The sequence below is a fragment of the Streptomyces sp. NPDC091377 genome, from assembly GCF_044757045.1.
Taxonomy (GTDB): Bacteria; Actinomycetota; Actinomycetes; order Streptomycetales; family Streptomycetaceae; genus Streptomyces.
The window spans coordinates 382,128-408,985 of sequence record NZ_JBIVUE010000005.1; the positions used below are offsets into that span (position 1 = coordinate 382,128).

A 26,858-nucleotide genomic window follows, 5' to 3' on the forward strand; every position below is an offset into this window, starting at 1 on the left:
GAGCGCTCTCCTCAGGACAGGCCGTGGCTCCGGGCGGGCGGCACGCCGGTGGGCGGGACGGTCGACTCGCGGATGTTCAGTACGGGGAGGATCGACACGCGGTGGGCCGGGCGGTCCGGGGTGGCCAGGCGGTGGACGAGCAGGTCCACGGCGGCGGCGCCGACCGCGCGTTTGGGCGGGGCGACCGCGGTGAGCGGGATGTCGGCGAGGGCGGCCACCTCGTCGTCGTAGGCGACGAGCGCCAGCCCGCGGGGGATGTCGACGCCGCGGGCCCGCAGCCGCTGGAAGGCGACGATGGCGTCGTGGTCGTTGTGCACGAGCGCGGCCGTCAGCGTGCCGCTCACGGCTCGGTCCGCGAACGCGGAGAACAGGCGCTCGCGTTCGGCGGGGTCGGTGTGCGGCGCCGGCAGCCGGAACACGGCGGCCTCGCCCGGCGGCAGTCCGACGGCGGCCAGCCCGGAGAGGTAGCCGTCCAGGACGAGTGCGGCGTGCGGACTGTCCTCGCGCAGCAGCAGCGCGATCGGTTCCCGGCCCGCCTCGGCGAGATGGCGTACGGCGATCCGCGCGCCGTGGGCGTGATCGGTGACGACGCGTTCCTCGCCCCAGGCGTCGGTGTCGGGGCGGCGCTCAATGAGGACGTGGGGCACTCCGGTGCCGGTGGTCGGGTCCGGCGGGCCGCACGGAGTGATCAGCAGTCCGTCCACGCCGTCCTCCACCATCCGCCGGACCTGGGCGCGTTCCTCCTCGGGGTCGTACTGCGAGATGCCCAGCACCAGACGGATGCCCCGCTCGGCGGCGGCTGCGCGGGCGCCCTTGATGATCTCGGGGAAGTAGTAGTCGGCGGCCGGGACGATCAGTCCGAGGACGAGAGGGCGGCCGTCCGCCCGGGCGACGCGCGGCGGCACGGCCGGGGTGACGGCGACCGGGTGCGCCCGGGGCCCCGGCAGTCCGGCACGCAGTACGGCACCGCCGTGCACCCGGGTGAGGAGCCCGCGTTCGGCGAGGGACTCCACGTCGCGGCGGACGGTGATCGCGGAGACGCTCAGGACCTGGGCCATCTCCGAGACCCGGAGGGAACCCCGCTCACGCAGGCGTTCGAGGATCGCCTGGTGCCTGTCTTCGGCATGCACGTGAACGGGCTCCCCCGTGTCGTCCGTCGGGCAGATCAGGAGCCTAGCGGCCCGGTGATCGAACACGAACGTTTCTGCTCAGACAATCAGGCACATGAGCATGGGGGTACGGGTGGCTCTCGGCGGGAGGCTCTCCGCAGGTGGCTCTCCGCGGGCGGACTTCGGTGTGCGGACTTCGGTGTGCGGACTTCGGTGTGCGTCGCCGAGGGCCTCCGGCGGGTGCTCGTCATCGGAGGCGCCTCACCGTGTCGCGCTCCAGGAGTGGGCCACGTCCACCACGACCCGGTCCGTCAGCACCTGGACTCGGAAGGGGAGTCGGCCCCGGACGCCGAGGCCGATCTGGGTCTCGCCCTCGAAGCTGCCGGCGAAGCGGGCGTCCTGGAAGGTGCGGTAGCCGGTGAGGCTGACACCGGGCAGGGGTTTGCCCGGTCGGCCCGGGTAGGTGGCTTCGCCGGTGGCGGGGGCGTAGGCGGGCGCGGCGACGCGGACCTCCAGGATCGCTCCCCCGCCGACGGGGATGTGGGTGCCGGAGCCGTCCTGGTGGAGGCGGTCGACGTAGCGGACGAGGTGGCCGAGGCCGGTGCCCGCCCCGGGGACGTCGATGACCATGCGGTCGTAGCAGTCCTGGCGGCCGGTCCTGACGTCGGTGACCGACGCCGTCGTCGTGGCGGTGCGGGTCTTGTCGAGACTGCCCCAGCCGGTCGGGCAGGCCGACGCCGTGGAGGCGGTGGCCGCCGGGGCCGCCGCGCCGACGGGCGCGGCCACCATGACGGCGGTGGTGCTCAGCAGAGCGAGCGCGGCGAGCACAGATCGTTTGCGTGCCATGACATCCCCCTAGGGAGGGCGATATTGGGATGTGTACTTGGACACCCCATATCGCCGGATGGTTGCACGTCCCGCGAACCCACTTGTTCGATCCCCTACCGACGTGTGTCCGATGCCTTTGCGATGTGTGCGATCCCCTTGCGTGCGGGTTCAGTGGCCTCTGAACGCTTCTTCCAGCCACCACGCGCCCCGGTCGCGGGTCACCTTGGCGTCGATCAGCAGGGGCGCGGAGCGGGGACCGGCGAGCCAGTTCCCGACTCCCTTCAGGTCGTCGGCCGAGCGGACGGTGAGCGTCTCGAAGCCGTATCCGCGGGCCACGGCGGCGAGGTCGGTCGGCGGGAACTCCACGGTCCCCAGGGGGTGTCCGTCCGGGCCGAAGTGGTGGACCTCCGCGCCGTAGGAGTCGTCGTTGTAGACCACGACCACCATCGGCAGGCCCAGCCGTCGTACGGTGTCGAGTTCGGCGGCGCCCATGAGCGCGCCGCCGTCGCCGAGGGCGGCCACGGGGAGCCGGTCGGGGCGGGCCAGGGCGGCGCCGATCGCGGTGGCCAGGCCGAGGCCGATCGACTGGAACGCCTGGGTGAAGCAGAAGCCGTTCTCGTCGGGCGCGGAGAGGTACACGCTCGGGTAGCCCATGAAGTTGCCCGAGTCCACGCCGATCACCCGCTCGGCGGGGAGGAGGGTGTCGAGGACGATGCTGAGGGTGCGGGGGTCGATGCGTTCGTGGGTGCTGTCGTCGTCGTAGGGCACATCGCGCCAGTGGGCGCGGGCGGCGATGGCGGCCCCGGTCTCCGGGGTGCGGTAGCCCTGGTGGGTTCCGGTGTCCGTCTCCAGGACGCGTCGCGCGGTGCGTTCCACGTCGCCGGTGACCCCGAGGTCCACCGGGCGGTGGGCGCCCAGGGCGGAGGGGACGTCGTCGATCTGCGCGACCTTGGTCCGCGGGCCGATCAGCCGGCCGTGGCGCATGGTCCACATGTTCAGCGCGCAGCCCCAGCCGACGATCAGGTCGGCGCCCTGCACGAGTTCGGCGGCCAGAGGGGAGGCGAAGCCGCCGGAGACACCCAGGGACCAGGGGTCGTCGGGGAAGAGGCCGCGGGCGACGGCCGAGGTGGCGAGCAGGGCGCCGTACCGCTCGGCGAGGGCCGTGAGGGCGTCCCGGGCGGCCGGGCCGCGGGCGCCGCGCCCCGCCACGAAGACCGGGCGGCGGGCGTCCGCGAGCAGCCGGGCGAGGGCCGCGGTGTCGGCGTCCGTCGGCTCGACCGGCTCGCGCGCGGGAGGCGGTCCGAGCCGCTCCGCGGCGGTGGGGTCGGGCACCTCCTCGGACTGCACGGTGAGGGGGAGGGCGAGGACGACGGTGGTGCGTCCGGCCACGGCGGTGTTGATCGCTCCGCCGGTCCGTTCCACCGCGTCCCGGGCCGAGGTGATCCGTACGGTGGTGGCGCCGACGGCGCGGACGAGCGCTTCCTGGTCGAGGTGGAAGTTCGACCGGGGTTCGGTCGCCTCGGGGGCGAGTACGACGAGCGGGGTGCCGCTCTTGACCGCCTCCGTGATGCCGGTCAGGGCGTTGGTCAGACCCGGCCCCTGATGGACGGTGAGTGCGGCGACCCGCCCGCTCGTACGCGCGTACGCGTCGGCCATGGTCGCCGCGCCGCCCTCGTGCCGGGCGGCGACGAAGCGGGCGCCGGCGGCGATCAGGGCGTTGGTGACATGGAAGTTGCCCGAGCCCACCACCCCGAAGACATGGTCGACGCCGGACGCCGCGAGGGCCCGGCCCACCGCCTCCGCGACCCGCATCAGCGCTCCACCAGGGCGAGGACCCGAGCGGGGGAACCGGACCCGGTGACGATGGGCAGGGGTCCGGCGATCACGACGGCGCCGGTCGGCGGCAGCGCGGCCAGATTGCGCAACTGGGTCAGCCCGTACTTGTCGCTGCCCATGAGGTAGGAGTGGCAGGGGAACACCGGGTCGAAGGAGTGGGCGCCGCCGGCGTCGGTGCCGACCGTCTCCACGCCGAGGCCGATCACCGGTGACTCCTGTGCCACCCAGCGGGCGCACTCCGGGGAGAGTCCTGGGGTGTGCGGGCCGTTCTCGTCCGCGTTGACGAACGTCTCCTGGCTGTGCGAACGGGCGTCCCAGCCGGTGCGCAGCAGCAGCCAGCCGCCGTCGGGCAGCGGCCCGTGCTCCGCCTCCCACGCCCGCACATGGTCGACCTCGACCAGGAAGTCCGCGTCCCGCGCCGCCTCGGCGGTGAAGTCCAGGACGGCGGCGGGGGCGATCAGCCGGCGGGCGGGGACGGACGCCACGTCGTCGAGTTCCTTGCCGGTGACCCAGTGGTTCGGCGCGTCGAAGTGGGTGCCGGTGTGTTCGCCGGTGCGGAAGTTGTTCCAGTACCAGGCGGGTCCCCGGTCGTCGTAGCGGCTGATCTCCTCCAGTTCGAACACGGCCGTCTGACCGAATTCCGGGGGCAGTTGGATGATCGGGGTGGACGACGACAGGGGCGAGGTGAGGTCCACGACCTCGATCGACCCGCCTCGCAGTGCGGACACGAGCGCGGCGAGAACGGACGACGGCTCGGGCATGTGGTGCCTCCCTGGCATGACGGACGACGGACGACAGACCGGCGCGAGGGGCAGGTGGGTGCCACTTCGAAGGACAGCATCGCAGCCCGGGGCGGTGTGTGCCGGTCGCCGGCCGACACGGGGCGCCCGCGTACCTCGGATCAGTCCCCACGAAGGCGGCGTCGTGGGCGGGGCGGCGTCGTGGGCGGCGTGGCGTCGTGGGCGGGGCGGGGCGGCGTGGCGTCATGGGCGGCGTGGCGTCATGGGCGGCGTGGCGTCATGGGCGGCGCGGCGTCATGGGCGGCGCGGCGTCATGGGCGGCGTGGCGTCCGCCAGTACTGTCGTCTGCCCTCGTCCCGTACGGCCACGCCGAGGCGGTTCAGTTCCCGGCGCAGTTCGTGGGCGTCGGCGCTGTCGTCCTTCTTGCGTGCCTCGGCGCGGGCGATCAGCAGGGCGTCGGCGCCCTCGGGCAGGCCGGGGGTGCCGGGGACCCAGCGGCGGAAGTCCTCGCGGTACGGGTCCTCGTCGGCCCAGGCGTACCCGTGGGCGCGGAATGCCTCGGCCACCTGGCGCCAGGACAGGCCGCTGCGCTCCCGCGCGTGTTCCCTGCCGTCCGGGTCGAGCAGCACGAGCTGTCTGCCGTCGCGGACGGCCAGGGCGATCCGGTCCGCGGTGAACTCCTGGTCGCTGTCACGGACGGTCAGGACGACGCGTTCGGCGTGGACGGCGACGGTCAGCGCCTCATGGACCGCGAGGAAGCCGACCAGCAGTCCGAGCAGCCCGCCCACGGTGATGCCGCCGAGGGTGAGGCCGGGTTCGGGAACGGAGGTGATCAGTTCGGCGGGGCCCTGGAGGGGGGCCCACGGCAGTGCGGTGAGCCATCCGGCGAGCAGGGTGATCAGCCAACCGCCACCGAGTCCGCACCCGACGCAGACGAACACCGTGAGCCAGGCCGACTCCGCGATGACGGTCGTCCCCCCGGCGGTCCGCTCGCCCGGTCCCCGGCGCCGTTCCGCCGCGGGCCGCTGCCGCTTCACCCTGTCCATGTGCCTCTCGTCCCCCGATGTGTGGCCGTCGCCGGTGCTCGTTCGCTCACCGGTGGCCAGGTCGTCAGATCGCGGTTCGAGTGTGGCGGCCGGTGGGCGCGATCCGCCATCGGCCGTTGGTCTACGGCGCCGCAACTTTGGTAGCGGGCCTGCACTAATGTGGCGCGCATGACGCGACGACTCGCCGAGGTGGCCCGGAAGGTCGGGGTCAGCGAGGCCACGGTCAGCAGGGTGCTGAACGGCAAACCGGGGGTCTCCGAGACCACCCGGCAGTCGGTGCTCTCCGCGCTCGACGTGCTCGGCTACGAACGCCCCACCCAACTGCGCGGCGAACGCGCCCGGCTGGTCGGGCTGGTCCTGCCCGAGTTGCAGAACCCCATCTTCCCGGCGCTGGCGGAGGTGATCGGCGGCTCCCTCGCCCAGCAGGGGCTCACGCCGGTGCTGTGCACCCAGACCAAGGGCGGGGTGTCCGAGGCGGACTATGTGGAACTGCTGCTTCAGCAGGCGGTGTCCGGGGTGGTGTTCGCGGGTGGGCTGTTCGCCCAGGCCGACGCCCCGCACGACCACTACAAGCTGCTCGCCGACCGGATGATCCCGGTGGTGCTGGTGAACGCGGCCATCGCCGACCTCGGGTTCCCGTGTGTCGCCTGCGACGACGCGGTGGCCGTCGACCAGGCGTGGCGGCATCTGGTCTCGCTCGGGCACGAGCGGATCGGGCTGGTCCTCGGCCCGCTGGACCATGTGCCCTCCCGGCGCAAGCTCGCGGCGGCCGAGGCGGCGGCGCGGCAGTCGGGCCGGGAGCTGCCCGGGGAGCGGGTGGAGCGGACCATGTTCTCCCTGGAGGGCGGTCAGGCCGCGGCGTCCCGGCTGCTGGAGCGGGGGGTCACCGGGATCATCTGTGCGAGCGACCCGCTGGCGCTGGGCGCCGTACGGGCGGCCCGCCGAAGGGGGCTGGAGGTTCCCGGTGGGGTCTCGGTGGTCGGGTACGACGACTCCGCGTTGATGAGCTGCACCGAACCGCCGCTGACCACGGTCCGTCAACCGATCGAGGCCATGGGCCGGGCGGCCGTGGAGCTGCTCTCCACCCAGATCCAGGGCGGTGACGTCCCGCCGGGCGAGTTGCTCTTCGAACCGGAGCTGGTGGTGCGCGGCTCGACCGGGCAGGCACCGGGCTGAACGACCGTGGTCCAATGGGCCGGCACACGGCGGAACACGGGGTGGAGCGGACGTGCTGAGCAACGGTGGGGACACGGCGGGGAGTTTCGGACCGCTGCAGGACGGTGACCCGCGACTCGTCGGCGGCTACCGGCTGGTGGCGCGGCTCGGCTCCGGCGGGATGGGGCGGGTGTATCTCTCCCACACGCCGGGCGGGCGGGCCGTCGCGGTCAAGGTGATCCGGCCCGAGCTGGCGGAGAACGCCGAGTTCCGTACCCGCTTCCGGGCCGAGGTCACGGCCGCGAGCCGGGTGCACGGGCTCTACACCGCCCCGGTGGTCGACAGCGACACCGAGGGACCGGTGCCGTGGTGCGCGACGGCGTACGTGCCGGGTCCCTCCCTCGCGGACGCGGTACGGGACCATGGGCCGCTGCCCGTCGACACGGTGCTGCGGCTGGTCGCCGGGGTCGCCGAGGCGCTCCAGGCGGTGCATCGCGCGGGGGTCGTGCACCGGGACCTCAAGCCGTCGAACGTGCTGCTCGCCGCGGACGGACCGCGGGTCATCGACTTCGGGATCGCGCGGGCCACGGACACCACGTCGGTGACGCAGAGCGGGATGGCGCTGGGAACGGTCGCGTACATGGCGCCGGAGCAGGTGCTCGGCGGGGAGGCCACGTCGGCGGCCGATGTGTTCGCGCTGGGGCAGACGGCCGTGTTCGCGGCGACGGGCAGCGCCGGGTTCGGGGGCGGGGACTCGCACGCGGTGCTGTACCGGGTGATCCACGAGGAGCCCGATCTGGGCCGGGTCCCGCCCGAGCTGCGGGAACTGATCGCCGGGTGCCTGCGCAAGCCCGCCGGTGAACGTCCCGCCCCCGCTGAGGTCATCCGCGCCGTCCAGGCGATCCAGGCGCGGCGCGGCGACGAGGCCAGGTTCGCGTCCGGCGCGTGGCTGCCGGGCGTGCTGGCGGCCGGGGCGGCGGCGATGGCCGCGAGCGCCGATCAGGCCCGGGGCACGGGGGCGACGGCGACCGGAGCCTCGGGTTCCGGGGCGTTCGGGGCGGCCGTGGGGTACGCGCCCGCGGGCCCGGGGGTGGCCGCCGGTGCCGGTACGGGGTACGCGCCGACGGGGCCGGGAGCCGCCGGGGCGCCGGGACAGTACGCCGGGGCTCCTTGGCAGCAGCCGCAGCAGGCGGCGCAAGCACAGCAGCCACAGTCCCAGCAGTGGCCGTCCCAAGAATGGCCGTCCCAGCAGCCGTCCCAGCAGGCGCAGGAGCATCAGCCGCACGCGTACAGCCCCCCTGCACCTCAGCCCTACCGACAGCAGCCCCCGGGATCGCAGCAGCCGGTGCCCGGGCACGACGGACCTCATTCGGCGCGGACCGCCCCCGTGGACGCGGGCGGTGGCCGTCGCCGTCGGGCGCCGGTGTGGCTGCTGTCCGCCGCCGCGGTGGTGCTGGTGGCGTGCGGTGCGGGGGCCGCGGTGCTGTTCATGCCGAACGACCGGGACCGGGTCGACGACCGGGCCCAGGAGCTGGCGTCCACGCGCACGGCCGAGCGCCCGCGGGAGTCCCCGTCGGTGTCGCTGGAGGCGTCCGCGCGTACGTCGAAGAAGCCCGAGCGGGGCCGGTCGGCGCAGCCACCGCCGCCCTCGGGTGCGCCGAGTGCCTCCCGCGAGGCGACCTCCGCGCCCCCGGCCGCCGCCTCCCGCGAGCCCGCCGCGCCCAAGGGCCCGACGGCGGTGTCGTACCCGGGACTGCGGATGACCAGGAGCCAGGACCTGTATCTGGCGGACACTCCGGTGCGGCCCGAGGCGGACACCGGGTCGGCCGACGAGGATCTGACCTACGCCGTCTACTCCTCGGGCGCGGTCCTCGCCCCCGGTACCGACTCGGGCAGTTCGCTGGCCCTCCTTCCGGCGGGCCGCGCCGGGAGCCTCCAGGCGTGCAGGGCGGCGACCGGATTCAAGAGCTACCTCTGGGTCGCGGAACTCACGCCCGGCCGGCAGATGTGTGTGATCAGCGGAACCGGACATGTGGGGCTGGTGACGTTCCGGGGCGCCTCGGGGACGCCGTCGGCCACGCTGGACGTGAAGGTGTGGCGCGGCGGGGCGTGAGGCGGCCGGACGGCGGGCGGCTCCTCCGGTGGCACGTCCCGGCTGGCGCGGGGCCGTGGGTCCGGGCAGCGTGGGTGCGGAGACATCGACGCTGAGCGAGGTGGCCATGGGTTCCTCTGACCCGGTACGTGTCCCGGTACGTGAGCCGGTGCGACGGGTGGTCGTGGGGGTGGACGGTTCACCGACGTCGCACGCGGCGCTGCGCTGGGCGGCCGGGTACGCGCGGGAGACCGGGGCGGTCGTGGAGGTGGTGTACGCCTGGGACACCCCGTCGTCGGCCGGCTGGACCGGGCCCGCGATCGATCCGGAGTTCGATCTGGAGCAGGCGCACGAGCGGTTCGCGGCCGAGTTGCAGTCGGTCTTCGGCGACGAGCGTCCGGCCGGGCTGCGGGAGGTGCTCGTGGAGGGTGACCCGTCGGAGGTGCTGATCCGTGCCTCGGAGGGCGCCGACCTGGTGGTCGTGGGCCGTCGGGGGCGGGGCGGGTTCGCCCGGGCGATGCTGGGCTCGGTCAGTCAGCGTGTCGCCCAGCACGCGGCGTGTCCGGTGGTCGTCGTACGACCGGAGCAGACACCGGACGCCGTGCGGTAGGTGCCGCCTGCGGTCGTTCGTAGGCGGGTGCGGTGTGCCCGTGCGGTCCCGGCTGGCGCTCCGACCGCCCTTCGGGTAGACCCGTCACGTGCTGTTCCGTCAACTCGAATACCTGGTCGCCCTCTCCCGTGAGCGTCACTTCGCCCGGGCCGCCGACCTCTGCCGTGTCTCCCAGCCCGCGCTGTCCGAGGCGATCCGCAAGCTGGAGGTCGAGTTGGACGTGCCGCTGGTCAGACGGGGGCGTACGTACGAGGGGCTGACTCCCGAGGGCGAGCGGATCGTGGTGTGGGCCCAGCGCATCCTCGCCGACCGGGACGCCCTGAAGGACGAGGTCGACGCGTTGCGCACCGGGTTGGGCGGGCGGCTGAGGGTCGGTTCGGTGCCGACGGCGTCGGGGGCGGTCTCCCTGCTGACCGGCCCGTTCTGTGTGGCGCATCCGCTGGTCACCGTGGAGATCAGCTCGGACCTGCAGGCCGGGGACATCCTGCGCCGGTTGAGGGACTTCGACCTCGACGCGGGCCTCACCTATCTCCACGAGGAACTCCCGGACGGCTTCCGCACGGTTCCGCTCTACGACGAGCGGTACGTCCTGCTGACCACCGTCACCGCTACAGCCGGCGCCACCGCCGGTGCCGGTGCCGGTGTCGATGGCTCCGGGCAGCGGCCGACGGCCACGTGGGAGGAGGCCGCGCACCTCCCGCTGTGTCTGCTGTCCCGCGCGATGCAGGGCCGCCGGATGGTGGACGGGGTGTTCGAGGAGGCGGGGCTGCGACCGGAGCCGAGGGTGGAGACGGACTCGGTGGGGACGCTGTTCGCCCATGTCAGGACGGGACGTTGGGCCAGTGTCGTCCCGCACGCCTGGCTGCATGTGTTCGGCGTGCCGCCCGGTATGAGGGCGCTGCCACTGGTCGAGCCCGCGCGTACGGTGCCGGTGGGGTTGGTGACCGTGGCGCGCGAGCCGGAGTCGGTGATGGCCCGGGCGCTGACCGACCTGGCCCAGGAGGTCGACGTGGCGGGGGCGCTGGAGCGGCTGCCGGACACCCCTTAGAGGCGGGGCCCGGCCGGTTCCAGTCGTACGAGCACCGCCTTGGACGTGGGGGTGTTGCTGATGTCGGCCACACTGTCCAGCGGTACGAGGACATTGGTCTCGGGGTAGTAGGAGGCGGCCGAGCCGGGGGTGGTGGGGTAGGCGACGACGCGGAAGCCCTCCGCCCGGCGTTCGCGGCCGTCGTGCCAGAGGCCGACGAGGTCGACCAGGTCGCGGTCGGCGAGGCCGAGACGGTCCAGGTCGGCCGGGTGGACGAGGACGACCCGGCGGGCGTTGTGGATGCCCCGGTAGCGGTCGTTGTGGGCGTAGGGGACGGTGTTCCACTGGTCGTGCGAGCGCAGGGTCTGGAGCAGGAGGTGGCCCGGGGGTACGCGCGGCATCGTGAATGCGTTGCGGGTGAAGACGGCTTTGCCGCCGGGAGTGCGGAAGACGCCCTCGTTGACGGGGTTGGGCAGTCGGAAGCCGCCGGGCCGTGCGACCCGGGCGTTGAAGTCCTCGAAGCCGGGCACCACGCGGGAGATGCGGTCGCGGACGGCGCCGTAGTCGGCCTCGAACTCCTCCCAGGGGATGTCCGGCGCGGTGCCGAGGACACGGCGGGCCAGGCGGCCGATGATGGCGACCTCGCTGAGCAGATGCGGGGAAGCGGGGGCGAGCCGGCCGCGCGAGGCATGCACCTCGCTCATCGAGTCCTCGACAGTGATGAACTGTTCGCCGGTGGCCTGGATGTCCCGGTCGCTGCGGCCGAGGGTGGGCAGGATCAGGGCGGTGTCACCGCAGACGGTGTGGGAGCGGTTCAGCTTGGTGGAGATGTGCGCGGTGAGCCGGCAGCCGCGCATCGCGGCCTCGGTGACCTCGCTGTCGGGGGTGGCGCGGACGAAGTTGCCCGCGACGCCGACGAACACCTTGGCGCGGCCGTCGCGCATGGCCCGGATGCCGTCGACGGAGTCCAGTCCGGGCCGGTCGGGCGGGGTGAAGCCGAACTCGCGGCCCAGCGCGTCCAGGAACGGCTGCGGCATCCGCTCCCACACGCCCATGGTGCGGTCGCCCTGGACGTTGCTGTGTCCGCGCACCGGGCAGACACCGGCGCCGGGGCGGCCGATGTTGCCACGCAGCAGCAGGAAGTTGACGACCTCCCGGATGGTGGGGACCCCGTGCTTGTGCTGGGTCAGTCCCATCGCCCAGCACACGATGACCCCGCGGCTCTCCAGGACCATCCGGTGCACCCGCTCGATCTGTTCGCGGCTGAGCCCGGTCGCCTCGACGACGGCGTCCCAGGACACCTTGCGGGTCTGCTCGGCGAACTCGGTGAAGCCGGTGGTGGAGGTGGCGATGAAGCGGTGGTCGAGGACGGTGCCGGGCGCCGCGTCCTCGGCCTCCAGGAGCAGCAGGTTCAGCGCCTGGAACAGGGCGAGGTCACCGCCGGGGCGGATCTGGAGGAACTCGTCGGCGATCCGCGTGCCGCGGCCGATCACCCCACGCGGTTTCTGCGGGTGCTTGAAGCGGATCAGCCCGGCCTCGGGCAGCGGGTTGACGGCGACGACCCGGCCCCCGTTGCGCTTGGTCTCCTCCAGGGCGGTGAGCATACGGGGGTGGTTGGTGCCGGGGTTCTGGCCCACCACGAGGATCAGGTCGCAGTGGTGGATGTCGTCCAGCGAGACGCTGCCCTTGCCGATGCCCAGGGTCTCCTGGAGGGCCGAACCGCTGGACTCGTGGCACATGTTGGAGCAGTCGGGGAGGTTGTTGGTGCCGTAGGCGCGGACGAAGAGCTGGAGCAGGAACGCGGCCTCGTTGTTGAGTCGGCCGGAGGTGTAGAAGAGGGCCTCGTCGGGCGAGTCGAGGCGTCGTAGTTCAGCGGCGAGAAGGCCGAGGGCTTCGTCCCAGCCGATGGGTTCGTAGTGCGTGGCGCCGGGGCGTTTCACCATGGGTTCGGTCAGCCGGCCCTGCTGGTTGAGCCAGAAGTCGGATTTCGTGTCCAACTCGGCGACCGAGTGCTCGCGGAAGAAGTCGGCGGTGACCCGGCGAGAGGTCGCCTCGTCGGCGATGTGCTTGGCGCCGTTCTCGCAGTACTCGTTCTTGTGCCGCGCGCCCGGCGCGGTTTCGGGCCAGGCGCATCCCGGGCAGTCGAAGCCCTTGACCTGGTTGATGTTCAGCAGCGTCAGCGCGGTCCGCCGTACGGAGGTCTGTCCCAGCGCGTACTCCAGCGCGTGGGCCACGGCGGGCGCGCCCGTCGCCCACTCCTTGGGCGGAGTGACCGTCAGATCGTCGTCAGGGTCCTCGATGCCGGTCATCGCGTTCCTCTTCTCGCCGGGGGCGGAATTGCCGACGGGGCAGCATCCAATGCGTTCGAGGAGGCCGTCAAAGAGGTGGCGCCGATCGCTTGATAAGCACCGTCGATCGCGTATGGGGTCCGGGTCAGTCGCGGGCCTCGGCGGCGGCCTTCAGTTCCCTCAGCCATGCCTCAAGGCCCATCCCCAGGTGCTCGGTCGCGGTCGGGATGTCGGCCTCCACCTGGTCGCCGGTCCAGGTCTCCTCGGTGTGGACCCGGACGCCGCCCTTCACCTTCTGGAAGGTCCACAGGTGGACACCCCGGTCGATCCGGAGTCCCTCGCCGACGGCCGGGCCGCTCCACAGGAGGCACTTCTTGTTCTTGACCTGCTGGACGGTGGAGGTGATGTCCAGCGTGGTGGCGGGGGTGGTGGGGGTGGCCGGCACCGGGGTCGTCCACACCCACTGGGTGCCCTTGCGGAACGGGCCATGGCCGACGCGCTCGGAGGTGAGGACCGGCGACTGCCAGGACGGCCAGCGCTCGACGTCGGTCTGGAGCTTCCAGATGGTGTTCAGGGAGGCGTCGATGACGATGTCCGTCTCGTAGCGGATCAGGGCGTCCCGGTCGACGCCCTGGCCCCGGCAGGTGGGCCGGTTGCCGTGGTGGCCGGAGTGGGCCTGGGCGGGCAGGACGGTGCCCGCGAGGACACCGGCGACGGCGAGCGAGACGGTGAGGGCTGCGGCACGGCGGTGGCGGAGGGTCTGCATGGTGTTCTCCCTGGTGTCGAGGGTCTGTTGACGGGTGGGGTGTGCGGTCGGTCCGGTGGGCGGCACTCGGCGGCGGCCCGCGCGGTGAAGGGTGACGTCAGCGGCGGCCGGCCCGGCGCAGGCCGACGATCAGCGCGACGGACGCGGCGACGACCAGTCCCACGAACCCCGGGTGGAGGTCCTGGGACAGGCTCGGCGCGGGGTCGGCCCGGGTGAGCCAGATGACGAGGGGGACCGTGTAGGTGGCCGCGAGCAGCGCGGCGGACACCCGCACCGCCGTGTCACGGACCCGGAGCAGCGACCCGATCGCGGCGACGGCGACCGGCGCGACCGCCACCAGGGCGAACCCGCCCGCCACCATCACGGGCGCCGCCCAGGCGGCGACGGTCACGGCCAAGGGGGTGGGGCGGGCGCCTCGACCGCCACGGGCACGGGTGGGTGACGGGACGGTCGATGTCATGGGATTCCCCTCGTTCAGCTCAGCTAGATGTACTGCCGTTCGTTAGAAGTTGTAACGCAGAGATTCTGTGAGAGTCAAGAGCGTCAGTGATAACCTCTCACTCACCTTGAGGGTGCGGATCCCACCGCGGCACACCAGCAGCCCACCAGCAGGACACCGGCATGAAAGGGCGGCAGCCATGGCCGACACCGGCACGACCCCGCGCGAGCGCTACCGCGCCCAGGTGCGGACGGAGATCAAGACCCACGCGTGGGAGCAGATCGCCACCGCCGGAGCCTCCGCTCTCTCCCTCAACGCCATCGCCAAGCAGATGGGCATGAGCGGACCCGCCCTCTACCGGTACTTCGCCAGCCGGGACGACCTGATCACCGCCCTCGTCCGGGACGCGTACCGCGGTCTGGCGGACACCGTGCGGGCGGCGGCCGGGTCCGGCGCCGACCTGCTCGGACTCGCCCACACCCTGCGCGCCTGGGCGCTGGACGACCCGCAGCGCTACTTCCTCGTCTACGGCACGCCCGTGCCGGGCTATCACGCGCCGGACGACATCACCGAGATCTCCGACGAGATCATGACGGCCCTGCTGGACGCCGCCGTCGCCCACGCGCCGGCGGCCACCGGGTCACCGCTCGAAGCGCATCTCGACGGCCCTCGTCAGTGGGCGCCGGGCCATCGCGCCGACGCCGCCGCCTCGGCCAAGGCCCTCACCTTCTGGACCCGGCTGCACGGAGTGCTGTCCCTGGAACTCGCCGGGCACTTCCAGGGGATGGGCCTCGACCCGGCCGTACTGTTCGAGGCGGAGGCGGAGAGCCTCCGTAGGCCCTGAACCGACACTGATCCGGTCCTGAGCCGGCCCTGATCCGGCCCTGATCCGGCTCTGAGACGGTCCTGAGCCCGCACCGGTGCCGCACCAGTGCCGCACCGGTGGTCGACACCTGCCGCGCCCTACGTCATCCGCCCCCGAGGTCCGGCAGACCCCGCAGCGCGTCCAGGACGACCCGGACCGCGGCGCGGGGCGGGGCGCCGCGGCGGACGGCGGCGGTGATCGTACGGGGCACGGGCGTGGCGAGTTCCCGGGTGGTCACCCGGTGCCGGTCGCCTACGGCGAGGCTGGGCAGCAGCATGATCGACAGTCCGGCCTCCACATGCTCAAGGCCCAGCATGTAGTTGCTGAAGCGGCAGACCACCCGGGGTTCGAAGCGGGCCTGGCGGCACAGTCGCAGGGCGAGGTTCGCCATGTAGGACTGGGGCATGTCGAAGGCCCAGGGCTCGTCCGCGCAGGCGGCGAGGTCGACCGGGCCGCGTCCGGCGGCGGGGTGGTCGGGGGGCAGGACCAGCACGATGTGATCGGTGGCCAGTGGGACGAGGTCGAGATCGGGGCCGAGGGGCAGATCGTGCACGTCCGTCGTGGTGACGATGACGTCCGCGTCGCCGACCCGCAGCGCGGGCACGCTCTCGTGCGGCTCCAGTTGCAGCAGTTCCACGTCCAGGTGGGGATACGCGCGGGCCAGCCGGGTCACCGCGGGCACGGCCACCGTGTGGATCGCGCTCTGGAAGGCGCCGAGCCGGACCAGTCCGGCGGGCTCCGCGCCGAAGCCGCGCAGTTCGGTCTCCACGCTGTCCATGTGGTCGAGGATGGCGCGGGCCCGCCGCGCGAGGATCAGTCCGGCGGAGGTCAGTCGGACCCGGCGGCCGGTGCGTTCGAGCAGTTGGGTGCGGGTCTCGGTCTCCAGCACGGCGAGTTGTTGGGAGACGCCCGACGGGCTCAGATTGGCGGCCTGGGCGACCGCCCGGACGGTGCCGAGGGTGTCGAGCTGGACGAGCAGGCGCAGCCTCCAGGGGTTCATCACACCCCCATTGTTGTGCGGTTTTTCCGAACAGCACAGCCGGGATCGTTTGATGGACGTGCCGCTCGGGCGGTCCTACGGTCGGGGCATGACGCCCTCCCCCGGAACCTCCCCCACGCCCCCGTCCGCCCCGTCCACCTCGTCCGCCTCGTTCAACCGGACCACGGCTGACACGGCCGCCTTCTGGTCGGACGCCGAGCGGCATCTCGTGCGCTACGGCGGCGGCGCGTTCACCCCGGAGATCATCGAGCGGGCCGCCGGAAGCTATGTGTTCACCGCGGACGGCCGCCGGATCCTGGACTTCACCTCCGGCCAGATGAGCGCCATCCTCGGCCACGCTCACCCCGAGATCGTCGCCACGGTCCAGCGGCAGGTGGCGAGCCTCGATCATCTCTACAGCGGGATGCTCAGCCGCCCGGTGGTCGAGCTGGCCCGGCGGCTGGCCGGCACGCTGCCCGCGCCGCTGGAGAAGGCGATGCTGCTGACGACGGGCGCCGAGTCGAACGAGGCCGCGCTGCGGATGGCCAAGCTGGTCACCGGCAAGCACGAGGTCGTGTCGTTCGCGCGTTCCTGGCACGGGATGACCCAGGCCGCCGCGTCGGCCACCTACAGCGCGGGCCGCAAGGGCTACGGGCCCACCGCGCCCGGCAACTTCGCGATCCCGGTGCCGCACGCGTACCGCCCCGACCTCACCACCGCCGACGGCGCCCTGGACTGGCGACGTCAACTGGACCTCGCCTTCGATCTGATAGACGCCCAGTCGACGGGCAGCCTGGCCGCGTGTCTGGTGGAGCCGATCCTCAGCTCGGGCGGCATCATCGAACCGCCGCCCGGCTACTTCGCGGCCCTCCAGCACAAGTGCCGGGAGCGCGGCATGCTGCTGATCCTCGACGAGGCGCAGACGGGACTGTGCCGCACCGGCACCTGGTACGCCTTCGAACGCGACGGCGTCGTCCCCGACATCCTCACCCTCTCCAAGACACTCGGCGCCGGGCTGCCCCTCGCGGCTGTGATCACCAGCGCGGAGATCGAGCAGGAGGCGTACGACCGCGGCTTCCTCTTCTTCACCACCCATGTCTCCGACCCGCTGGTGGCCGCGGTCGGCAACACGGTCCTGGACGTCCTGGTCCGCGACCGGCTGGACGAACGCGCCCGGACGCTCGGCGCGTTCCTCCGCGAGGGCCTGACCGATCTCGCGGGCCGCCACCAGGTGGTCGGTGACATCCGCGGCCGGGGTCTGCTGGCCGGTCTGGAACTGGTCGTGGACCGCGAGAGCGGGCGGACCTCGGACGAGCTGGGCGCCCAGGTCACCCGCCGCTGCCTCGAACTCGGGCTGCACATGAACATCGTCCAGCTCGCCGGGATGGGCGGCGTCTTCCGTATCGCCCCGCCGCTGACGGCGACGGAGGAGGAGCTGTCGCTGGGCCTGGAGATCCTGGACCGGGCGATCGGTGACGTATCCCGAAGCCCAGCTCTCTGACCGGGGGCTCGCCTAGCCGAGGAAGCTGAGCCGGACCTTGCGTTCGGGGTTGTCCCGGTTGGTGTCCACCAGGCACACCGACTGCCAGGTGCCCAGCTCCAGTCGGCCGCCGACCACGGGCAGGGTCGCGTGCGGGGGGACGAAGGCCGGCAGGACGTGGTCACGGCCGTGACCGGGGCTGCCGTGCCGGTGCTGCCAGCGGTCGTCGGCCGGGAGGAGGGTGTGCAGGGCGGCGAGGAGATCGTCGTCGCTGCCCGCACCCGTCTCGATGACGGCGATCCCCGCCGTGGCGTGCGGGACGAAGAGGTTGAGCAGTCCGTCCCGGCCGGCCGCCGCCTCGCGCAGGAAGGTCTCGCAGTCGTGGGTGAGGTCGTGGACCCGCTCCCGCGAACCGGTCGAGATGTGCAGCACTCGCGTCGTGAACGTGTCTGGCATGCGTCCCATCCTGACCCACGGACCGGTCTTCCCGCGCGTCAACGGGCCCGCGGGAGGGCGGGGGAACCCGACGGGCGGGGTGCGGACGCGCGGGTGTAGTGGTCGGCGATCTCGTCGCTGGTGGTCAGCCAGACTCCGGGGTGGTCGGCGACGTACTCCAGGGCCTGGTCCAGGTAGGTGTGCCGGAACGGCTGCCCGATGACGAAGGGGTGCAGTGCCAGTGCCATCACCCGGCCGCTGTCCGCCGAGTCGGCGTGGAGCTGGTCCAGTTGGTCCTTGACGACCTGGACGAAGTCCGGGCCGGTGAACCCCTTGCCGACGAAGAGACTGATGTCGTTCAGCTCGACCGAGTAGGGCACGCTCAGCATTCCGGGGACGTTCAGGGGGTAGGGCTGGTCGTCGTTGGTCCAGTCGAGTACGTAGTCCAGGCCGAGTTCGGCGAGGAGTTCCGGGGTGTGGAAGGTCTCGGTGAGGGCCGGTCCCATCCAGCCCCGGGGCCGGGTGCCGGTGGTCCTCTCGATGCTGTCGACGACCTCGGTCAGGTAGGTGTGCTCCTCCTCGCGGGTCATGCCGGTCTGGAAGAGGGAGTTGTTCCTCCCGTGGGCGAGCCAGGCCCAGTCCCTCCTCCGTCCGGCTTCCACGATCTGCGGATAGCGCTCACCTGCATCGGAGTTGAGCAGCGCGCTGGCGCGTATCCCGTGCCGGTCGAGGCTCTCGATCAGCCGCCACACGCCGACCCGGGGGCCGTAGTCGCGCCAGCCGTAGTTCAGCGGGTCCGGCGTCAGTGCCGCGGTGTCCGGGAAGGTGCTCGTGGCGGGACGGTCGATCTGGTAGTGCTCGATGTTGAGCCCCACGTAGAAGGCGACGCGGGCGCCGCCGGGCCACTGGATCGGCTCGCGGCCGGTGATCGGGCTGTAGTCGTAGAGCTGGTGGTCCATCAGTGTCACCCCATGGCTGCCGGTTTCCCTGTCCGTGGATACGCTCGGACCTTCACATTGATGTGAAGGTCAAGGGAACCGGTCTTGTGGGGTCGATCACATGCGTATCGGAGAGCTGTCGGATCGCACGGGCACGTCCCGTCGGCTGTTGCGCTACTACGAGGAACAGGGGCTGATCGCCGCCCGCCGGTGCGCGAACGGCTACCGCCAGTACGACGAGCGCTTCGTGGACCGGGTCGTCCAGATCAGAGGTCTGCTCGACGCCGGGCTGCCGACCCGGATCATCAAGCAGATCCTCCCGTGCCTGGACAAGCCCCGGACCATCTACTTCTCCGACGCCACACCGGAGATGCTGGCCACGCTGGAACGCGAGCGTGACCGCATGACGGAACGCATCCGGTGTCTGTCGCGCAACAGGGACGCCATCGCCGAGTACCTGGACGCGGTACGCGGCGAGAACCCCCCGGGCCGCGCGTAGCCCAGCGCTAGCTGCTGCGTCCCGGCAGGTCCCGGCGGTGTTGTGCGGAGGCGAAGCCGAGCCAGGTGTGCCGGTTGCCGGCCCAGCACCAGCCGACCTTCGGGGCGTTGCGGCGTTCGCGGCCGTCCCGGCCGGTGCCGTTGCTGATCCAGATCGCCGGGGTGCGGGCGTCCAGGGTGCCGCTGGGCTTGCGCAGCCGGGAGCCGATGGTCATGAAGCAGTGGTTGCGCTCCAGGGCGGCCGGCTGCTGGATCACCCAGTGGAGGCCCTCGGTGAGCAGGAGCGGCGTACGGGCCTGTTCGGTGAGGGCGGGCAGCGCCTCGTCGGGGCTCCAGTTGGCCATGTGGTCGCCGCGGTCCACGTCGGTGAGGAGGTAGAGCGGGGCCTCGGGGGGTGCGATCGGGGCGAGCGGGGTGAAGTCGTCGACGTCGGGCATGTCGATGACGACGAAGCCGGGCTTGTCGTCGCGGCGGAGCAGCGGTGCGAGCACCGAGGCGGGGGCACGGTCGGGGTGGACGGCGAGGAGGGTCCGGGCGTCGCCCTGTTCGTCGCCCGCGTCGGCCTGGGCGGCCCGGGTGGCGTCCCGAAGCTCGGCGGCGGACAGGCCGGCGATCTCGTGGACCCCCCGTGCGATCAGCCGCTCGGCCTGCGCGCCCAGCTCCGGGAGGGAGGTGCCGAACGGAGAGGCAGGGGTGGTGGGGATGGCGGGGGTGGCGGGGATGGCGGGGGTGGATTCGGGCAACGGTGCTCCCAGCGGCGGTGATGTGGACGGACCCGGGAGGAACGAGCCTGCCGGGCGGAATGTTCCCGTGCTCGCGCCGGCGAGGGGAGAGCGGCGGGGGAAGATCCATGCCCTCCCCATAGTTAGTAGAAGCGTGAACAACACACGTGAGGTCGAGGTGGTCGTCGTGGGCGCCGGTCAGGCGGGGCTGTCCAGCGCCTTTCACCTGCGCCGGGTCGGGTTCGAGCCGGAGCGTGACTTCGTGGTGCTCGACCACTCCCCCGCGCCGGGCGGCGCCTGGCAGTTCCGGTGGCCCTCACTGACGTACGGCAGGGTGCACGGGATGCACGCGCTGCCGGGGAGGGAACTGACCGGCGCCGACCCCGCGCGGCCGTCGTCCGAGGTCATCGGCGAGTACTTCGCCGACTATGAGCGGGCCTTCGATCTACGGGTGCGGCGGCCGGTGGACGTGCGGGCGGTGCGGGAGGTGCGGGAGCCGGGTGGCGAAGCCGACGACGACCGGGCGGGCGGGGGCGAGCGGGCCGGTGGGGGCGAGCGGGCCGGTAGGGGTGAGCGGGCCGGTAGGGGTGAGCGGGCCGGTAGGGGTGAGCGGGCCGGTAGGGGCGGGCTCGGGCGGCTGTCGGTGGAGACCTCGGACGGGATCTGGTCGACCCGGGCGCTGATCAACGCCACCGGCACCTGGGACCGCCCGTTCTGGCCGCGCTATCCCGGTCAGGAGACCTTCCGGGGGCGGCAGTTGCACACCGCGCAGTATCCGGGACGGCCCGAGGAGTTCAGCGGGCTGCGGGTGGTCGTGGTGGGCGGCGGGGCCTCCGGTACCCAGCATCTGCTGGAGATCGCCCCGTACGCCGCCGCCACGACCTGGGTGACCCGGCGTCCGCCGATCTTCCGCGAGGGTCCGTTCGACGAGGACGCGGGGCGGGCGGCGGTCGCGCTGGTGGAACAGCGGGTACGGGAGGGACTGCCGCCGCGGAGCGTGGTGTCGGTCACCGGGCTGCCGCTCACCGACGCGGTCCGGCAGGGCCTCGCGGACGGGGTGCTGGACCGGCGGCCCATGTTCGAGCGGATCACCCCGGACGGGGTGGAGTGGGCGGACGGTCGGCGGGTGGCCGCCGATGTCATCCTCTGGGCCACCGGTTTCCGGCCCGCGATCGAGCATCTCGCGCCGCTGCGGCTGCGGGAGCCGGGCGGCGGGGTCCGGCTCGACGGCACCCGCGCGGTCGCCGACCCGCGGGTCCAGCTGGTCGGCTACGGCCCGTCCGCCAGCACCATCGGCGCCAACCGGGCGGGCCGCTCGGCCGTACGGGACATCCAGCGGCTGCTGGGCGGGGACCGGTCGGCCGTCGCCGTGTGAGGTCCCGTCGCCCTGTGAGGTCCCGCCGCCCTGTGCGCGCGGGCGAGGTGCGCCCTGCCCGGCGTCACGCCTTGGCGGGCTGCGGGCTCTGGCTCTGGCTTGGGCTTGGGCTTGGGCTCCGGCTCTTCCGGAGCTTGTTGAACTCCGCCACATTGCGCTGGTGCTCGGCGTAGTCCGCGGTGAAGCGGGTGTCGCCGGGCTTGACGGTGACGAAGTAGAGCCAGTCCCCCGGGGTCGGGCTGATCGCGGCCCCGACGGCGTCCTCACCTGGGTTGTCGATGGGGGTGGGCGGCAGACCCATGCGCTGGTACGAGTTGTAGGGGCTGTCGATCCGGGTGTCGTCCAGCGTGGTGTCCAGGGTGCTGCGGTTGAGCGCGTAGTTGATGGTGGAGTCCATCTGGAGTGGCATACCGCGCTCCAGCCGGTTGAAGACGACCCGGGCCACCTTGCCCATGTCGGTCTTCGTGGCCGCCTCGGCCTGGACGATACTGGCGATGGTGACGGCCTGGTAGACGTTCATGGCGTTGCGCTGGGCGCCGGCGGCGATCGGGGCTCCGTTGAACTTCTTGTTCGCCGTCTCGACCATCTGCGCCAGCAGCGCCTCCGGTGTCGACTCGTCGCTCAGTGGATATGTCGCCGGGAAGAGGTAACCCTCCGGGTTGCCGTCGGCGTCGTTCGGCAGCTTGAGGCCGGCCTTGGTGAGGGACTTCTTGGTGGTGCCGGGGGCCAGTTCGAGCGACTTGTCGACGGCCGCGTAGACCTGGGTCGCGCGATACCCCTCCGGGATCACCAGCGAGGTGGGCTTGGCGGGCACCTCGTCGTCCAGGGTCAGCAGCGGCACCGCCACGGCGGTGCCGGCCACGACGGCCCCGGTCGCGAGGAGGGCGATACGGCCTCTGCGCGTCAGTCGGATCGTGCTCCGTGGCGGAGTGTTCATCTGCATGCGGGCACGGTAACCCGCATATCGTCACAAACCCGGCATATCTTCATCTTGTCGATGGTGAACTGTGCACGGGGCCGGCGGTGGGTGCGGGGGGGCCGGCGGTCGGGGCCCGGGGCCGGTCAGGACGCCGGTTCCAGTTGGGCGTCCCTGCGGGCCAGGGCGGCGTAGCGGCCGTCGAGGGTGAGCAGTTCGTCGTGCGTCCCGAGTTCGACGGCCTTGCCCGCCTCCAGGACCACGATCTGGTCGGCGTCCCGGACGGTGGACAGCCGGTGGGCGATGGTGAGGGTGGTCCGGCCCGCCGAGAGGGCGTCGATGGCCTCCTGCACGGCCTGCTCCGTCCGGGTGTCCAGCGCGCTGGTGGCCTCGTCCAGGATGAGCACCGGCGGGTCGCGCAGGATCGTGCGCGCGATGGCCAGCCGCTGCTTCTCGCCGCCGGAGAAGCGGTGGCCCCGCTCCCCCACCACCGTGTCGTAGCCGTCGGGCAGCGACGCGATGTGCTGGTGGATCTGGGCCGCGCGGGCGGCGGCGTACAACTCCTCGTCGGTGGCGTCCGGCTTGGCGAAGCGGAGGTTGTCGGCGACCGTGGCGTGGAAGAGGTAGGTCTCCTGGGAGACGACTCCGACTCCGCGCGCGAGGGTGTCGAAGGAGAGGTCGCGGACGTCGATCCCGTCGAGGGTGACCCGGCCGCCGGTGACGTCGTAGAGGCGGGGCACGAGGTGGCCCAGGGTGGACTTGCCCGCGCCGGTCGTGCCGACGATCGCGAGACTGCCGCCCGCGGGGACGGCGAGGTCGATGCCGTCGAGGACGGGGCGGCGGCGGTCGTCGCCGGGGGCGGGGTGGGCGCTGCCGGGTACGGGGGCGGGGTGGGCGCCGCCGGGTCCCGGGGCGGCGCTGTCGGGTCCGGGGGCGCCCTGGGCGTCGTACTCGAACCGGACGCTCTCGAAGCGGACCTCACCCTTGACTCGGTCAAGGTGGACCGGGTCCTGGCGTTCGGTGATGTCGATGGGCAGGTCCAGGTACTCGAAGATGCGCTGGAACAGGGCGAGCGACGCCTGGATCTGCACGCCGGTGCCGAGCAGGCTCACGGCGGGGCGGAACAGGCCCTGCTGGAGGGTGACGAAGGCGACGATGGTGCCGATGGAGACCGCCGGTCCGCCGGTGTGCAGGGCGAGGCCCGCGGTCCAGTAGATGACGGCCGGCATGGCGGCCATGACGACGGTGATGACCGCCATCCGCCAGCGGCCCGCCATGTTCGACCGGACCTCCAGGTCGACCAGGCGCTCGGACTCCCCGGCGAAGGAGTCGGTGAGTGAGCCGGAGCGGCCCATGGTGCGGCCCAGCAGGATGCCGCTGACGGAGAGCGACTCGGTGACCGTGGCGGCCATCGCGGCCATCTGCTTCTGCCGCTGGGTGGTTATCCTCCGGCGCTCGTCACCGACCCGGCGGCTGATCCAGACGAAGACCGGGAGCAGGGCGAGCGAGACGGCCGTCAGTCGCCAGTCGAGCGCCATCATCGCGACGACGGTGGCGACCACACTGGTGGCGTTGGAGACGAGGGAGGTCGCGGTGGAGGTGACCGTGGCCTGCATACCGCCGATGTCGTTGGCTATGCGGGACTGCACCTCACCGGTGCGGGTGCGGGTGAAGAAGGCCAGTGACATGCGCTGGAGGCGGCCGTAGACGGCCGTGCGCAGATCGTGCATGACGCGCTGGCCGACGGTGGTGGAGATGAAGGTCTGCAGGACACCGAAGACGCTGGTCAGCACGGCACTGAGAATCATGCCGAGGGCGAGCAGTGTGAGCAGCCCGGTGCGGCCCTGCGGGATCGCGGTGTCGAGGATCGCCTTCAGCAGGAACGGGGTGGCCACGGAGACCAGCGCCGCGGCTCCGACCAGCAGGCCGACGACCGCGAGCCGACCGCGGTACGGGCGGAAGAGGGCGAGGATGCGGCGCACCTCATGCGGCTGCGCCGGGGCGTCGCCGTCGGCTCTTTTCCGGACGGTCGAGTCACTGGGGAAGCGGGTCGGGGTCCGGGTCCGCGCGGAGTGATGTCCGTGGTCCATGTCACGGCTCATGTCGCGGTCCATGTCACGGCTCATGTCGCGGTCCATGTCACGGCTCATGTCCCCGTCTTTGCCACGGCTCATGTCACGGTCCGTGTCACGGCTCAAGTCGCCGTCGTTGCCGGGGTTCATGTCTCCGCGCAGGTCGCGGTTGATGTCTCGGTTCATGACAGGGTGTGTGTCTCGATTCATGTCGGGGTGCATGGGCTCCTTCGGAGGGGAGTCAATCAAGGTCTGGCGGAGCTTAGCTCATTGTTACCTATACTCACAATGAACTGAGTCCTGATATTGTTCCCACATGACCTCCCCCGATCCCGACGGCATGCTCGCCGAGCAACTGCTGCGGTTCACTCGCCGGGTCCATCGCATCCAGAAACGCCATCTGGAGCAGCGCGCCCTGGGCATCACACCGGCTCAGTCCCGGCTGCTGCGCACCCTCGCGCATTTCTCGGCACCGCCGCGCATGGCCGATCTGGCCGCCCGGCTCGAAGTGGTGCCGAGGGCCGTGACCACCCTGGTCGACGGGCTGGAGGCCAGCGGCAAAGTGCGGCGCGCACCCGACCCCGAAAGTCGCCGGGTCATCCGGATCGAACTGACCGAGGACGGGCGCAAGGCGCTGCGCGAGCTACGGGACGCGCGTCGGGCCGCGGCCCAGGAGATCCTGGCTCCGCTCACCGCCGATCAGCGCTCGCAGTTGGCCGGACTGCTGGACACGCTGATCGACGGAGGGCCCGTCGGCCCCTGCTGAGAGCCGGGGTGGGCAGGGATCGCCGCAGGTGAGAGCGGTGGTCAGCAGCGCCGACGGTCCTCCGTGAGCACCCCCTGCACCGAGGTGACCGTACGGTCGTGGCATCCGTCCGAGCCGTGCAGCCGGTAGCGCTCGGTCGTCGTGGCGACACCCTGACGTTCCTCGCGCGGCACGTTCACGGTGTAGGTGGCGTCACCGGTGTAGGTGTCGTCCAGTCGCGACCAGCCGGTCACCTTGCCGCCCCGGGCCCGGGTGACGGTGGCCCGGTCGCCGAGCGTCAATACGGTGCGCAGGCGGTCTCCGGCACCCAGGGTGGTGGTGCCGTCCACCAGGTAGGTGCGATGGGTCCGGGTGGTGACCGCCGGGCCGCGTCCGTCCGTGGTGACGGTCTCCCGGTCCGTCCAGGTGCCGTCGAGCACGTCGGTGCTCTCGTCGTCGCTCCAGCGGTGCACGGAGGTGTGGGCGAGCGCGCGGGTCACAGTGGTGGTGACCCGGCCGTGCGAGGTGTCGACATAGCCGGAGACGGTGAGCCGGTGGCCGCCCTCGGTGTCCACCCGGTGCCGCGGCCCGGGCGATCCGGGTGACCCGGGTGAGTAGGTCGAGGAGCCGGTCAGATCACCGGCCCGGTGCGTGGTGAGTCCGCCGGTCACCTTCCGGCTCCCGGCGTCCTGCCACACCAGCACATTGACCGGGGTGCTCCAGCCGCTCTGCCCCTCGGGCACACCGGCCACCGAGACCTCGACGCGGTGCGGGCGGCCGTCGTTGAGCAGCCCGGCGAACGGGGTCAGGTCGTACTGGATCGGCTTCACGTCGAGGGCGCGCGGGCCGGGGACGACGTACCAGAGGAACGGGTTGGACCAACCGCCGGTCCAGACGGTCGGGAACGGTGCCGCGATCCCCGCGAGCTTTCCGTCGACCGTCACTCGGACCTCGCGGTAGGGGCCCTTCTCGGTGCGGCAGGAGTAGGGGGCCGCAGTCGGTACGGTGAGGTACCAGTACTCCTCGCAGCCGCCGCCGGAGCCGGTCGCGTACACCTCGGCGACGACGCGCTCACTGTTGCGCGGGGTGGTCAGTGTCGTGCCGCCGGTGGTGCCCTCGGCGAGGGTGAGGACGCGGTCGGGGGTGTCGGCGCGCGGGGCGGTGCCCTCGTAGAAGGTGAGGGTGACTGTGACGTCGATGACGCCGGTGTAGGTGTCGTTGACGACATTGCCGATGAGCAGCTCGACGTCCTGGGTGCCGCGGAGGGTGTCCCGGTAGCGCGTGACATCCTTCTCGACGGACCACTCGATACCGTCGGGTGACGGCTGCGGTGTGGACGTACGGAGGATCTCGACCCCGCCGAGGCGGAGGTGACCGAGGCGGTCGTACTGACGCCCCTTCACCTTACCGTCCAGCCGGAGCACCACCTTGCTCCAGTCGTCGCCGCAGCCGTCGGGCGGGGTGTAGCGGCCACGGTGCGGGGTGAAGTCGCGGAACTGCGCCTGCGCGACCGTGATGGTGCAGGACTTGGTGTCCGGCCTGGGGACGGGCGGGGCGGCGGTGAGGGGGTCGTGCCAGTCGGTGCCGAACTCGGGGGGTATGTCGTGGGCGCCGGCCGCCGGTGCGGGGGCCGCGCCGATGAGGGTGCCCACGAGGAGGGTCACTCCGGTGAGCAGAGCCACAAGGAGCCTTTTTGTCATGCACGTGTTCTACGGGGGCGGGAGGCGGGGCCGCAATGAGGCATCCGGGGCCACGGGGCTCGGCACGAGTCACCCGGGCCGCAGCGGGGACGGCCGTCCCCGCCTCGCAGAACAGGCCGCTCCCGAGGCGGAAACCGGGTTCCCAAGTCGACCGAAACACACCCCTCCCGCCATGAGAAAACAGCTTGCCCCGAAGC

At 72.2% G+C, this 26,858-nt stretch carries 24 protein-coding genes; 9 read left to right on the forward strand and 15 right to left on the reverse strand.

Features of this window, described 5'->3' with window-relative positions; genetic code table 11:
* Positions 1-11: 11 nt before the first annotated feature.
* The 5 genes from ACIQNG_RS14180 to ACIQNG_RS14200 form a co-directional block, all read right to left on the reverse strand.
* Positions 12-1,130, reverse strand: coding sequence for a substrate-binding domain-containing protein (locus ACIQNG_RS14180; RefSeq protein WP_401484931.1), 1,119 nt, complete (start codon positions 1,128-1,130; stop codon positions 12-14).
* Positions 1,131-1,370: 240 nt separating this feature from the next.
* The gene (locus ACIQNG_RS14185) at positions 1,371-1,955 is read right to left on the reverse strand and encodes a hypothetical protein (RefSeq protein WP_401484933.1); all 585 of its coding nucleotides are present in this window, start codon (positions 1,953-1,955) and stop codon (positions 1,371-1,373) included.
* Between the two features lie 150 nt (positions 1,956-2,105).
* Positions 2,106-3,749 carry a thiamine pyrophosphate-binding protein gene (locus ACIQNG_RS14190; RefSeq protein ID WP_401484935.1) on the reverse strand — a complete coding sequence of 548 codons (1,644 nt, stop codon included), beginning with the start codon at positions 3,747-3,749 and terminating at the stop codon, positions 2,106-2,108.
* Entirely contained in the window at positions 3,749-4,534 is a 786-nt protein-coding gene (locus tag ACIQNG_RS14195; protein WP_401484937.1) for a cyclase family protein, read from the reverse strand. Before ACIQNG_RS14195 ends, ACIQNG_RS14190 begins: the two co-directional genes overlap by 1 nt.
* Before the next feature lie 290 nt (positions 4,535-4,824).
* Entirely contained in the window at positions 4,825-5,559 is a 735-nt protein-coding gene (locus ACIQNG_RS14200) for a hypothetical protein (protein WP_401484939.1), read from the reverse strand.
* A gap of 168 nt (positions 5,560-5,727) precedes the next feature.
* Between ACIQNG_RS14200 and ACIQNG_RS14205 the strand changes: the two genes are divergently transcribed.
* The 4 genes from ACIQNG_RS14205 to ACIQNG_RS14220 all read left to right on the forward strand — a co-directional run bounded on the left by ACIQNG_RS14205 (position 5,728) and on the right by ACIQNG_RS14220 (position 10,464).
* On the forward strand, positions 5,728-6,735 hold the full coding sequence (locus ACIQNG_RS14205) for a LacI family DNA-binding transcriptional regulator (RefSeq protein ID WP_401430841.1): 1,008 nt from the start codon (positions 5,728-5,730) through the stop codon (positions 6,733-6,735).
* A 52-nt stretch (positions 6,736-6,787) separates the two neighbouring features.
* A complete protein-coding gene (locus ACIQNG_RS14210) occupies positions 6,788-8,827 on the forward strand; it encodes a serine/threonine-protein kinase (RefSeq protein WP_401484941.1) in 2,040 nt (679 codons plus the stop codon).
* A gap of 106 nt (positions 8,828-8,933) precedes the next feature.
* Entirely contained in the window at positions 8,934-9,416 is a 483-nt protein-coding gene (locus ACIQNG_RS14215; protein WP_401484943.1) for a universal stress protein, read from the forward strand.
* 88 nt (positions 9,417-9,504) lie between these two features.
* Positions 9,505-10,464, forward strand: coding sequence for a LysR family transcriptional regulator (locus ACIQNG_RS14220; RefSeq protein ID WP_401484945.1), 960 nt, complete (start codon positions 9,505-9,507; stop codon positions 10,462-10,464).
* Here the strand turns inward: ACIQNG_RS14220 and ACIQNG_RS14225 are convergent.
* From ACIQNG_RS14225 to ACIQNG_RS14235, 3 genes are all read right to left on the reverse strand, one after another.
* Entirely contained in the window at positions 10,461-12,752 is a 2,292-nt protein-coding gene (locus ACIQNG_RS14225) for an FdhF/YdeP family oxidoreductase (protein ID WP_401484947.1), read from the reverse strand. The genes ACIQNG_RS14220 and ACIQNG_RS14225 overlap by 4 nt on opposite strands.
* Positions 12,753-12,876: 124 nt before the next feature.
* Positions 12,877-13,497, reverse strand: a complete 621-nt coding sequence (locus tag ACIQNG_RS14230) for an SRPBCC family protein (RefSeq protein ID WP_401430851.1) — start codon at positions 13,495-13,497, stop codon at positions 12,877-12,879.
* A gap of 97 nt (positions 13,498-13,594) precedes the next feature.
* A complete protein-coding gene (locus tag ACIQNG_RS14235) occupies positions 13,595-13,957 on the reverse strand; it encodes a hypothetical protein (RefSeq protein WP_401484949.1) in 363 nt (120 codons plus the stop codon).
* 178 nt (positions 13,958-14,135) lie between these two features.
* On the opposite strand from ACIQNG_RS14235, the gene ACIQNG_RS14240 reads away from it, so the two are divergent.
* The gene (locus ACIQNG_RS14240) at positions 14,136-14,780 is read left to right on the forward strand and encodes a TetR/AcrR family transcriptional regulator (protein ID WP_401484951.1); all 645 of its coding nucleotides are present in this window, start codon (positions 14,136-14,138) and stop codon (positions 14,778-14,780) included.
* 124 nt (positions 14,781-14,904) lie between these two features.
* Here ACIQNG_RS14240 and ACIQNG_RS14245 read toward each other — a convergent pair whose 3' ends face one another.
* The gene (locus ACIQNG_RS14245) at positions 14,905-15,801 is read right to left on the reverse strand and encodes a LysR substrate-binding domain-containing protein (protein ID WP_401430857.1); all 897 of its coding nucleotides are present in this window, start codon (positions 15,799-15,801) and stop codon (positions 14,905-14,907) included.
* 88 nt (positions 15,802-15,889) lie between these two features.
* On the opposite strand from ACIQNG_RS14245, the gene ACIQNG_RS14250 reads away from it, so the two are divergent.
* Positions 15,890-17,281 carry an aspartate aminotransferase family protein gene (locus ACIQNG_RS14250; protein ID WP_401484953.1) on the forward strand — a complete coding sequence of 464 codons (1,392 nt, stop codon included), beginning with the start codon at positions 15,890-15,892 and terminating at the stop codon, positions 17,279-17,281.
* A gap of 12 nt (positions 17,282-17,293) precedes the next feature.
* Here ACIQNG_RS14250 and ACIQNG_RS14255 read toward each other — a convergent pair whose 3' ends face one another.
* Entirely contained in the window at positions 17,294-17,716 is a 423-nt protein-coding gene (locus ACIQNG_RS14255; RefSeq protein WP_401484955.1) for a secondary thiamine-phosphate synthase enzyme YjbQ, read from the reverse strand.
* 38 nt (positions 17,717-17,754) lie between these two features.
* Positions 17,755-18,654, reverse strand: coding sequence for a polysaccharide deacetylase family protein (locus tag ACIQNG_RS14260; RefSeq protein WP_401484957.1), 900 nt, complete (start codon positions 18,652-18,654; stop codon positions 17,755-17,757).
* Positions 18,655-18,754: 100 nt separating this feature from the next.
* On the opposite strand from ACIQNG_RS14260, the gene ACIQNG_RS14265 reads away from it, so the two are divergent.
* Positions 18,755-19,132: a MerR family transcriptional regulator gene (locus tag ACIQNG_RS14265; RefSeq protein ID WP_401484958.1), complete on the forward strand. Its 378-nt coding sequence runs from the start codon at positions 18,755-18,757 to the stop codon at positions 19,130-19,132.
* Positions 19,133-19,139: 7 nt separating this feature from the next.
* On the opposite strand, the gene ACIQNG_RS14270 is transcribed toward ACIQNG_RS14265, so the two are convergent.
* On the reverse strand, positions 19,140-19,874 hold the full coding sequence (locus ACIQNG_RS14270; RefSeq protein WP_401484960.1) for a DUF5701 family protein: 735 nt from the start codon (positions 19,872-19,874) through the stop codon (positions 19,140-19,142).
* Positions 19,875-20,007: 133 nt separating this feature from the next.
* Here ACIQNG_RS14270 and ACIQNG_RS14275 point away from each other — a divergent pair, with 133 nt between their 5' ends.
* Positions 20,008-21,228 carry an NAD(P)-binding domain-containing protein gene (locus ACIQNG_RS14275; RefSeq protein WP_401484962.1) on the forward strand — a complete coding sequence of 407 codons (1,221 nt, stop codon included), beginning with the start codon at positions 20,008-20,010 and terminating at the stop codon, positions 21,226-21,228.
* Between the two features lie 64 nt (positions 21,229-21,292).
* On the opposite strand, the gene mltG is transcribed toward ACIQNG_RS14275, so the two are convergent.
* Both mltG and ACIQNG_RS14285 read right to left on the reverse strand, forming a co-directional pair.
* Complete coding sequence (gene mltG, locus ACIQNG_RS14280; RefSeq protein WP_401484964.1) at positions 21,293-22,171, reverse strand: endolytic transglycosylase MltG; 879 nt, start codon at positions 22,169-22,171, stop codon at positions 21,293-21,295.
* Between the two features lie 119 nt (positions 22,172-22,290).
* Positions 22,291-24,402: an ABC transporter transmembrane domain-containing protein gene (locus ACIQNG_RS14285; RefSeq protein WP_401484966.1), complete on the reverse strand. Its 2,112-nt coding sequence runs from the start codon at positions 24,400-24,402 to the stop codon at positions 22,291-22,293.
* A 130-nt stretch (positions 24,403-24,532) separates the two neighbouring features.
* Between ACIQNG_RS14285 and ACIQNG_RS14290 the strand changes: the two genes are divergently transcribed.
* Positions 24,533-24,982, forward strand: coding sequence for a MarR family winged helix-turn-helix transcriptional regulator (locus ACIQNG_RS14290; protein ID WP_401430875.1), 450 nt, complete (start codon positions 24,533-24,535; stop codon positions 24,980-24,982).
* A gap of 41 nt (positions 24,983-25,023) precedes the next feature.
* Here ACIQNG_RS14290 and ACIQNG_RS14295 read toward each other — a convergent pair whose 3' ends face one another.
* Positions 25,024-26,661 carry a peptide-N4-asparagine amidase gene (locus ACIQNG_RS14295; protein WP_401484968.1) on the reverse strand — a complete coding sequence of 546 codons (1,638 nt, stop codon included), beginning with the start codon at positions 26,659-26,661 and terminating at the stop codon, positions 25,024-25,026.
* Positions 26,662-26,858: the final 197 nt, after the last annotated feature.

Bases quoted from the DNA above. Each gene is read 5' to 3' on its own strand.
- ACIQNG_RS14185 (WP_401484933.1), bottom strand. From the start codon at position 1,955: ATGGCACGCAAACGATCTGTGCTCGCCGCGCTCGCTCTGCTGAGCACC.
- ACIQNG_RS14190 (WP_401484935.1), bottom strand. From the start codon at position 3,749: ATGCGGGTCGCGGAGGCGGTGGGCCGGGCCCTCGCGGCGTCCGGCGTC.
- ACIQNG_RS14195 (WP_401484937.1), bottom strand. From the start codon at position 4,534: ATGCCCGAGCCGTCGTCCGTTCTCGCCGCGCTCGTGTCCGCACTGCGA.
- ACIQNG_RS14200 (WP_401484939.1), bottom strand. From the start codon at position 5,559: ATGGACAGGGTGAAGCGGCAGCGGCCCGCGGCGGAACGGCGCCGGGGA.
- ACIQNG_RS14205 (WP_401430841.1), top strand. From the start codon at position 5,728: ATGACGCGACGACTCGCCGAGGTGGCCCGGAAGGTCGGGGTCAGCGAG.
- ACIQNG_RS14215 (WP_401484943.1), top strand. From the start codon at position 8,934: ATGGGTTCCTCTGACCCGGTACGTGTCCCGGTACGTGAGCCGGTGCGA.
- ACIQNG_RS14225 (WP_401484947.1), bottom strand. From the start codon at position 12,752: ATGACCGGCATCGAGGACCCTGACGACGATCTGACGGTCACTCCGCCC.
- ACIQNG_RS14230 (WP_401430851.1), bottom strand. From the start codon at position 13,497: ATGCAGACCCTCCGCCACCGCCGTGCCGCAGCCCTCACCGTCTCGCTC.
- ACIQNG_RS14235 (WP_401484949.1), bottom strand. From the start codon at position 13,957: ATGACATCGACCGTCCCGTCACCCACCCGTGCCCGTGGCGGTCGAGGC.
- ACIQNG_RS14240 (WP_401484951.1), top strand. From the start codon at position 14,136: ATGGCCGACACCGGCACGACCCCGCGCGAGCGCTACCGCGCCCAGGTG.
- ACIQNG_RS14245 (WP_401430857.1), bottom strand. From the start codon at position 15,801: ATGAACCCCTGGAGGCTGCGCCTGCTCGTCCAGCTCGACACCCTCGGC.
- ACIQNG_RS14250 (WP_401484953.1), top strand. From the start codon at position 15,890: ATGACGCCCTCCCCCGGAACCTCCCCCACGCCCCCGTCCGCCCCGTCC.
- ACIQNG_RS14255 (WP_401484955.1), bottom strand. From the start codon at position 17,716: ATGCCAGACACGTTCACGACGCGAGTGCTGCACATCTCGACCGGTTCG.
- ACIQNG_RS14260 (WP_401484957.1), bottom strand. From the start codon at position 18,654: ATGGACCACCAGCTCTACGACTACAGCCCGATCACCGGCCGCGAGCCG.
- ACIQNG_RS14265 (WP_401484958.1), top strand. From the start codon at position 18,755: ATGCGTATCGGAGAGCTGTCGGATCGCACGGGCACGTCCCGTCGGCTG.
- mltG (WP_401484964.1), bottom strand. From the start codon at position 22,171: ATGCAGATGAACACTCCGCCACGGAGCACGATCCGACTGACGCGCAGA.
- ACIQNG_RS14285 (WP_401484966.1), bottom strand. From the start codon at position 24,402: ATGAACCGAGACATCAACCGCGACCTGCGCGGAGACATGAACCCCGGC.
- ACIQNG_RS14290 (WP_401430875.1), top strand. From the start codon at position 24,533: ATGACCTCCCCCGATCCCGACGGCATGCTCGCCGAGCAACTGCTGCGG.
- ACIQNG_RS14295 (WP_401484968.1), bottom strand. From the start codon at position 26,661: ATGACAAAAAGGCTCCTTGTGGCTCTGCTCACCGGAGTGACCCTCCTC.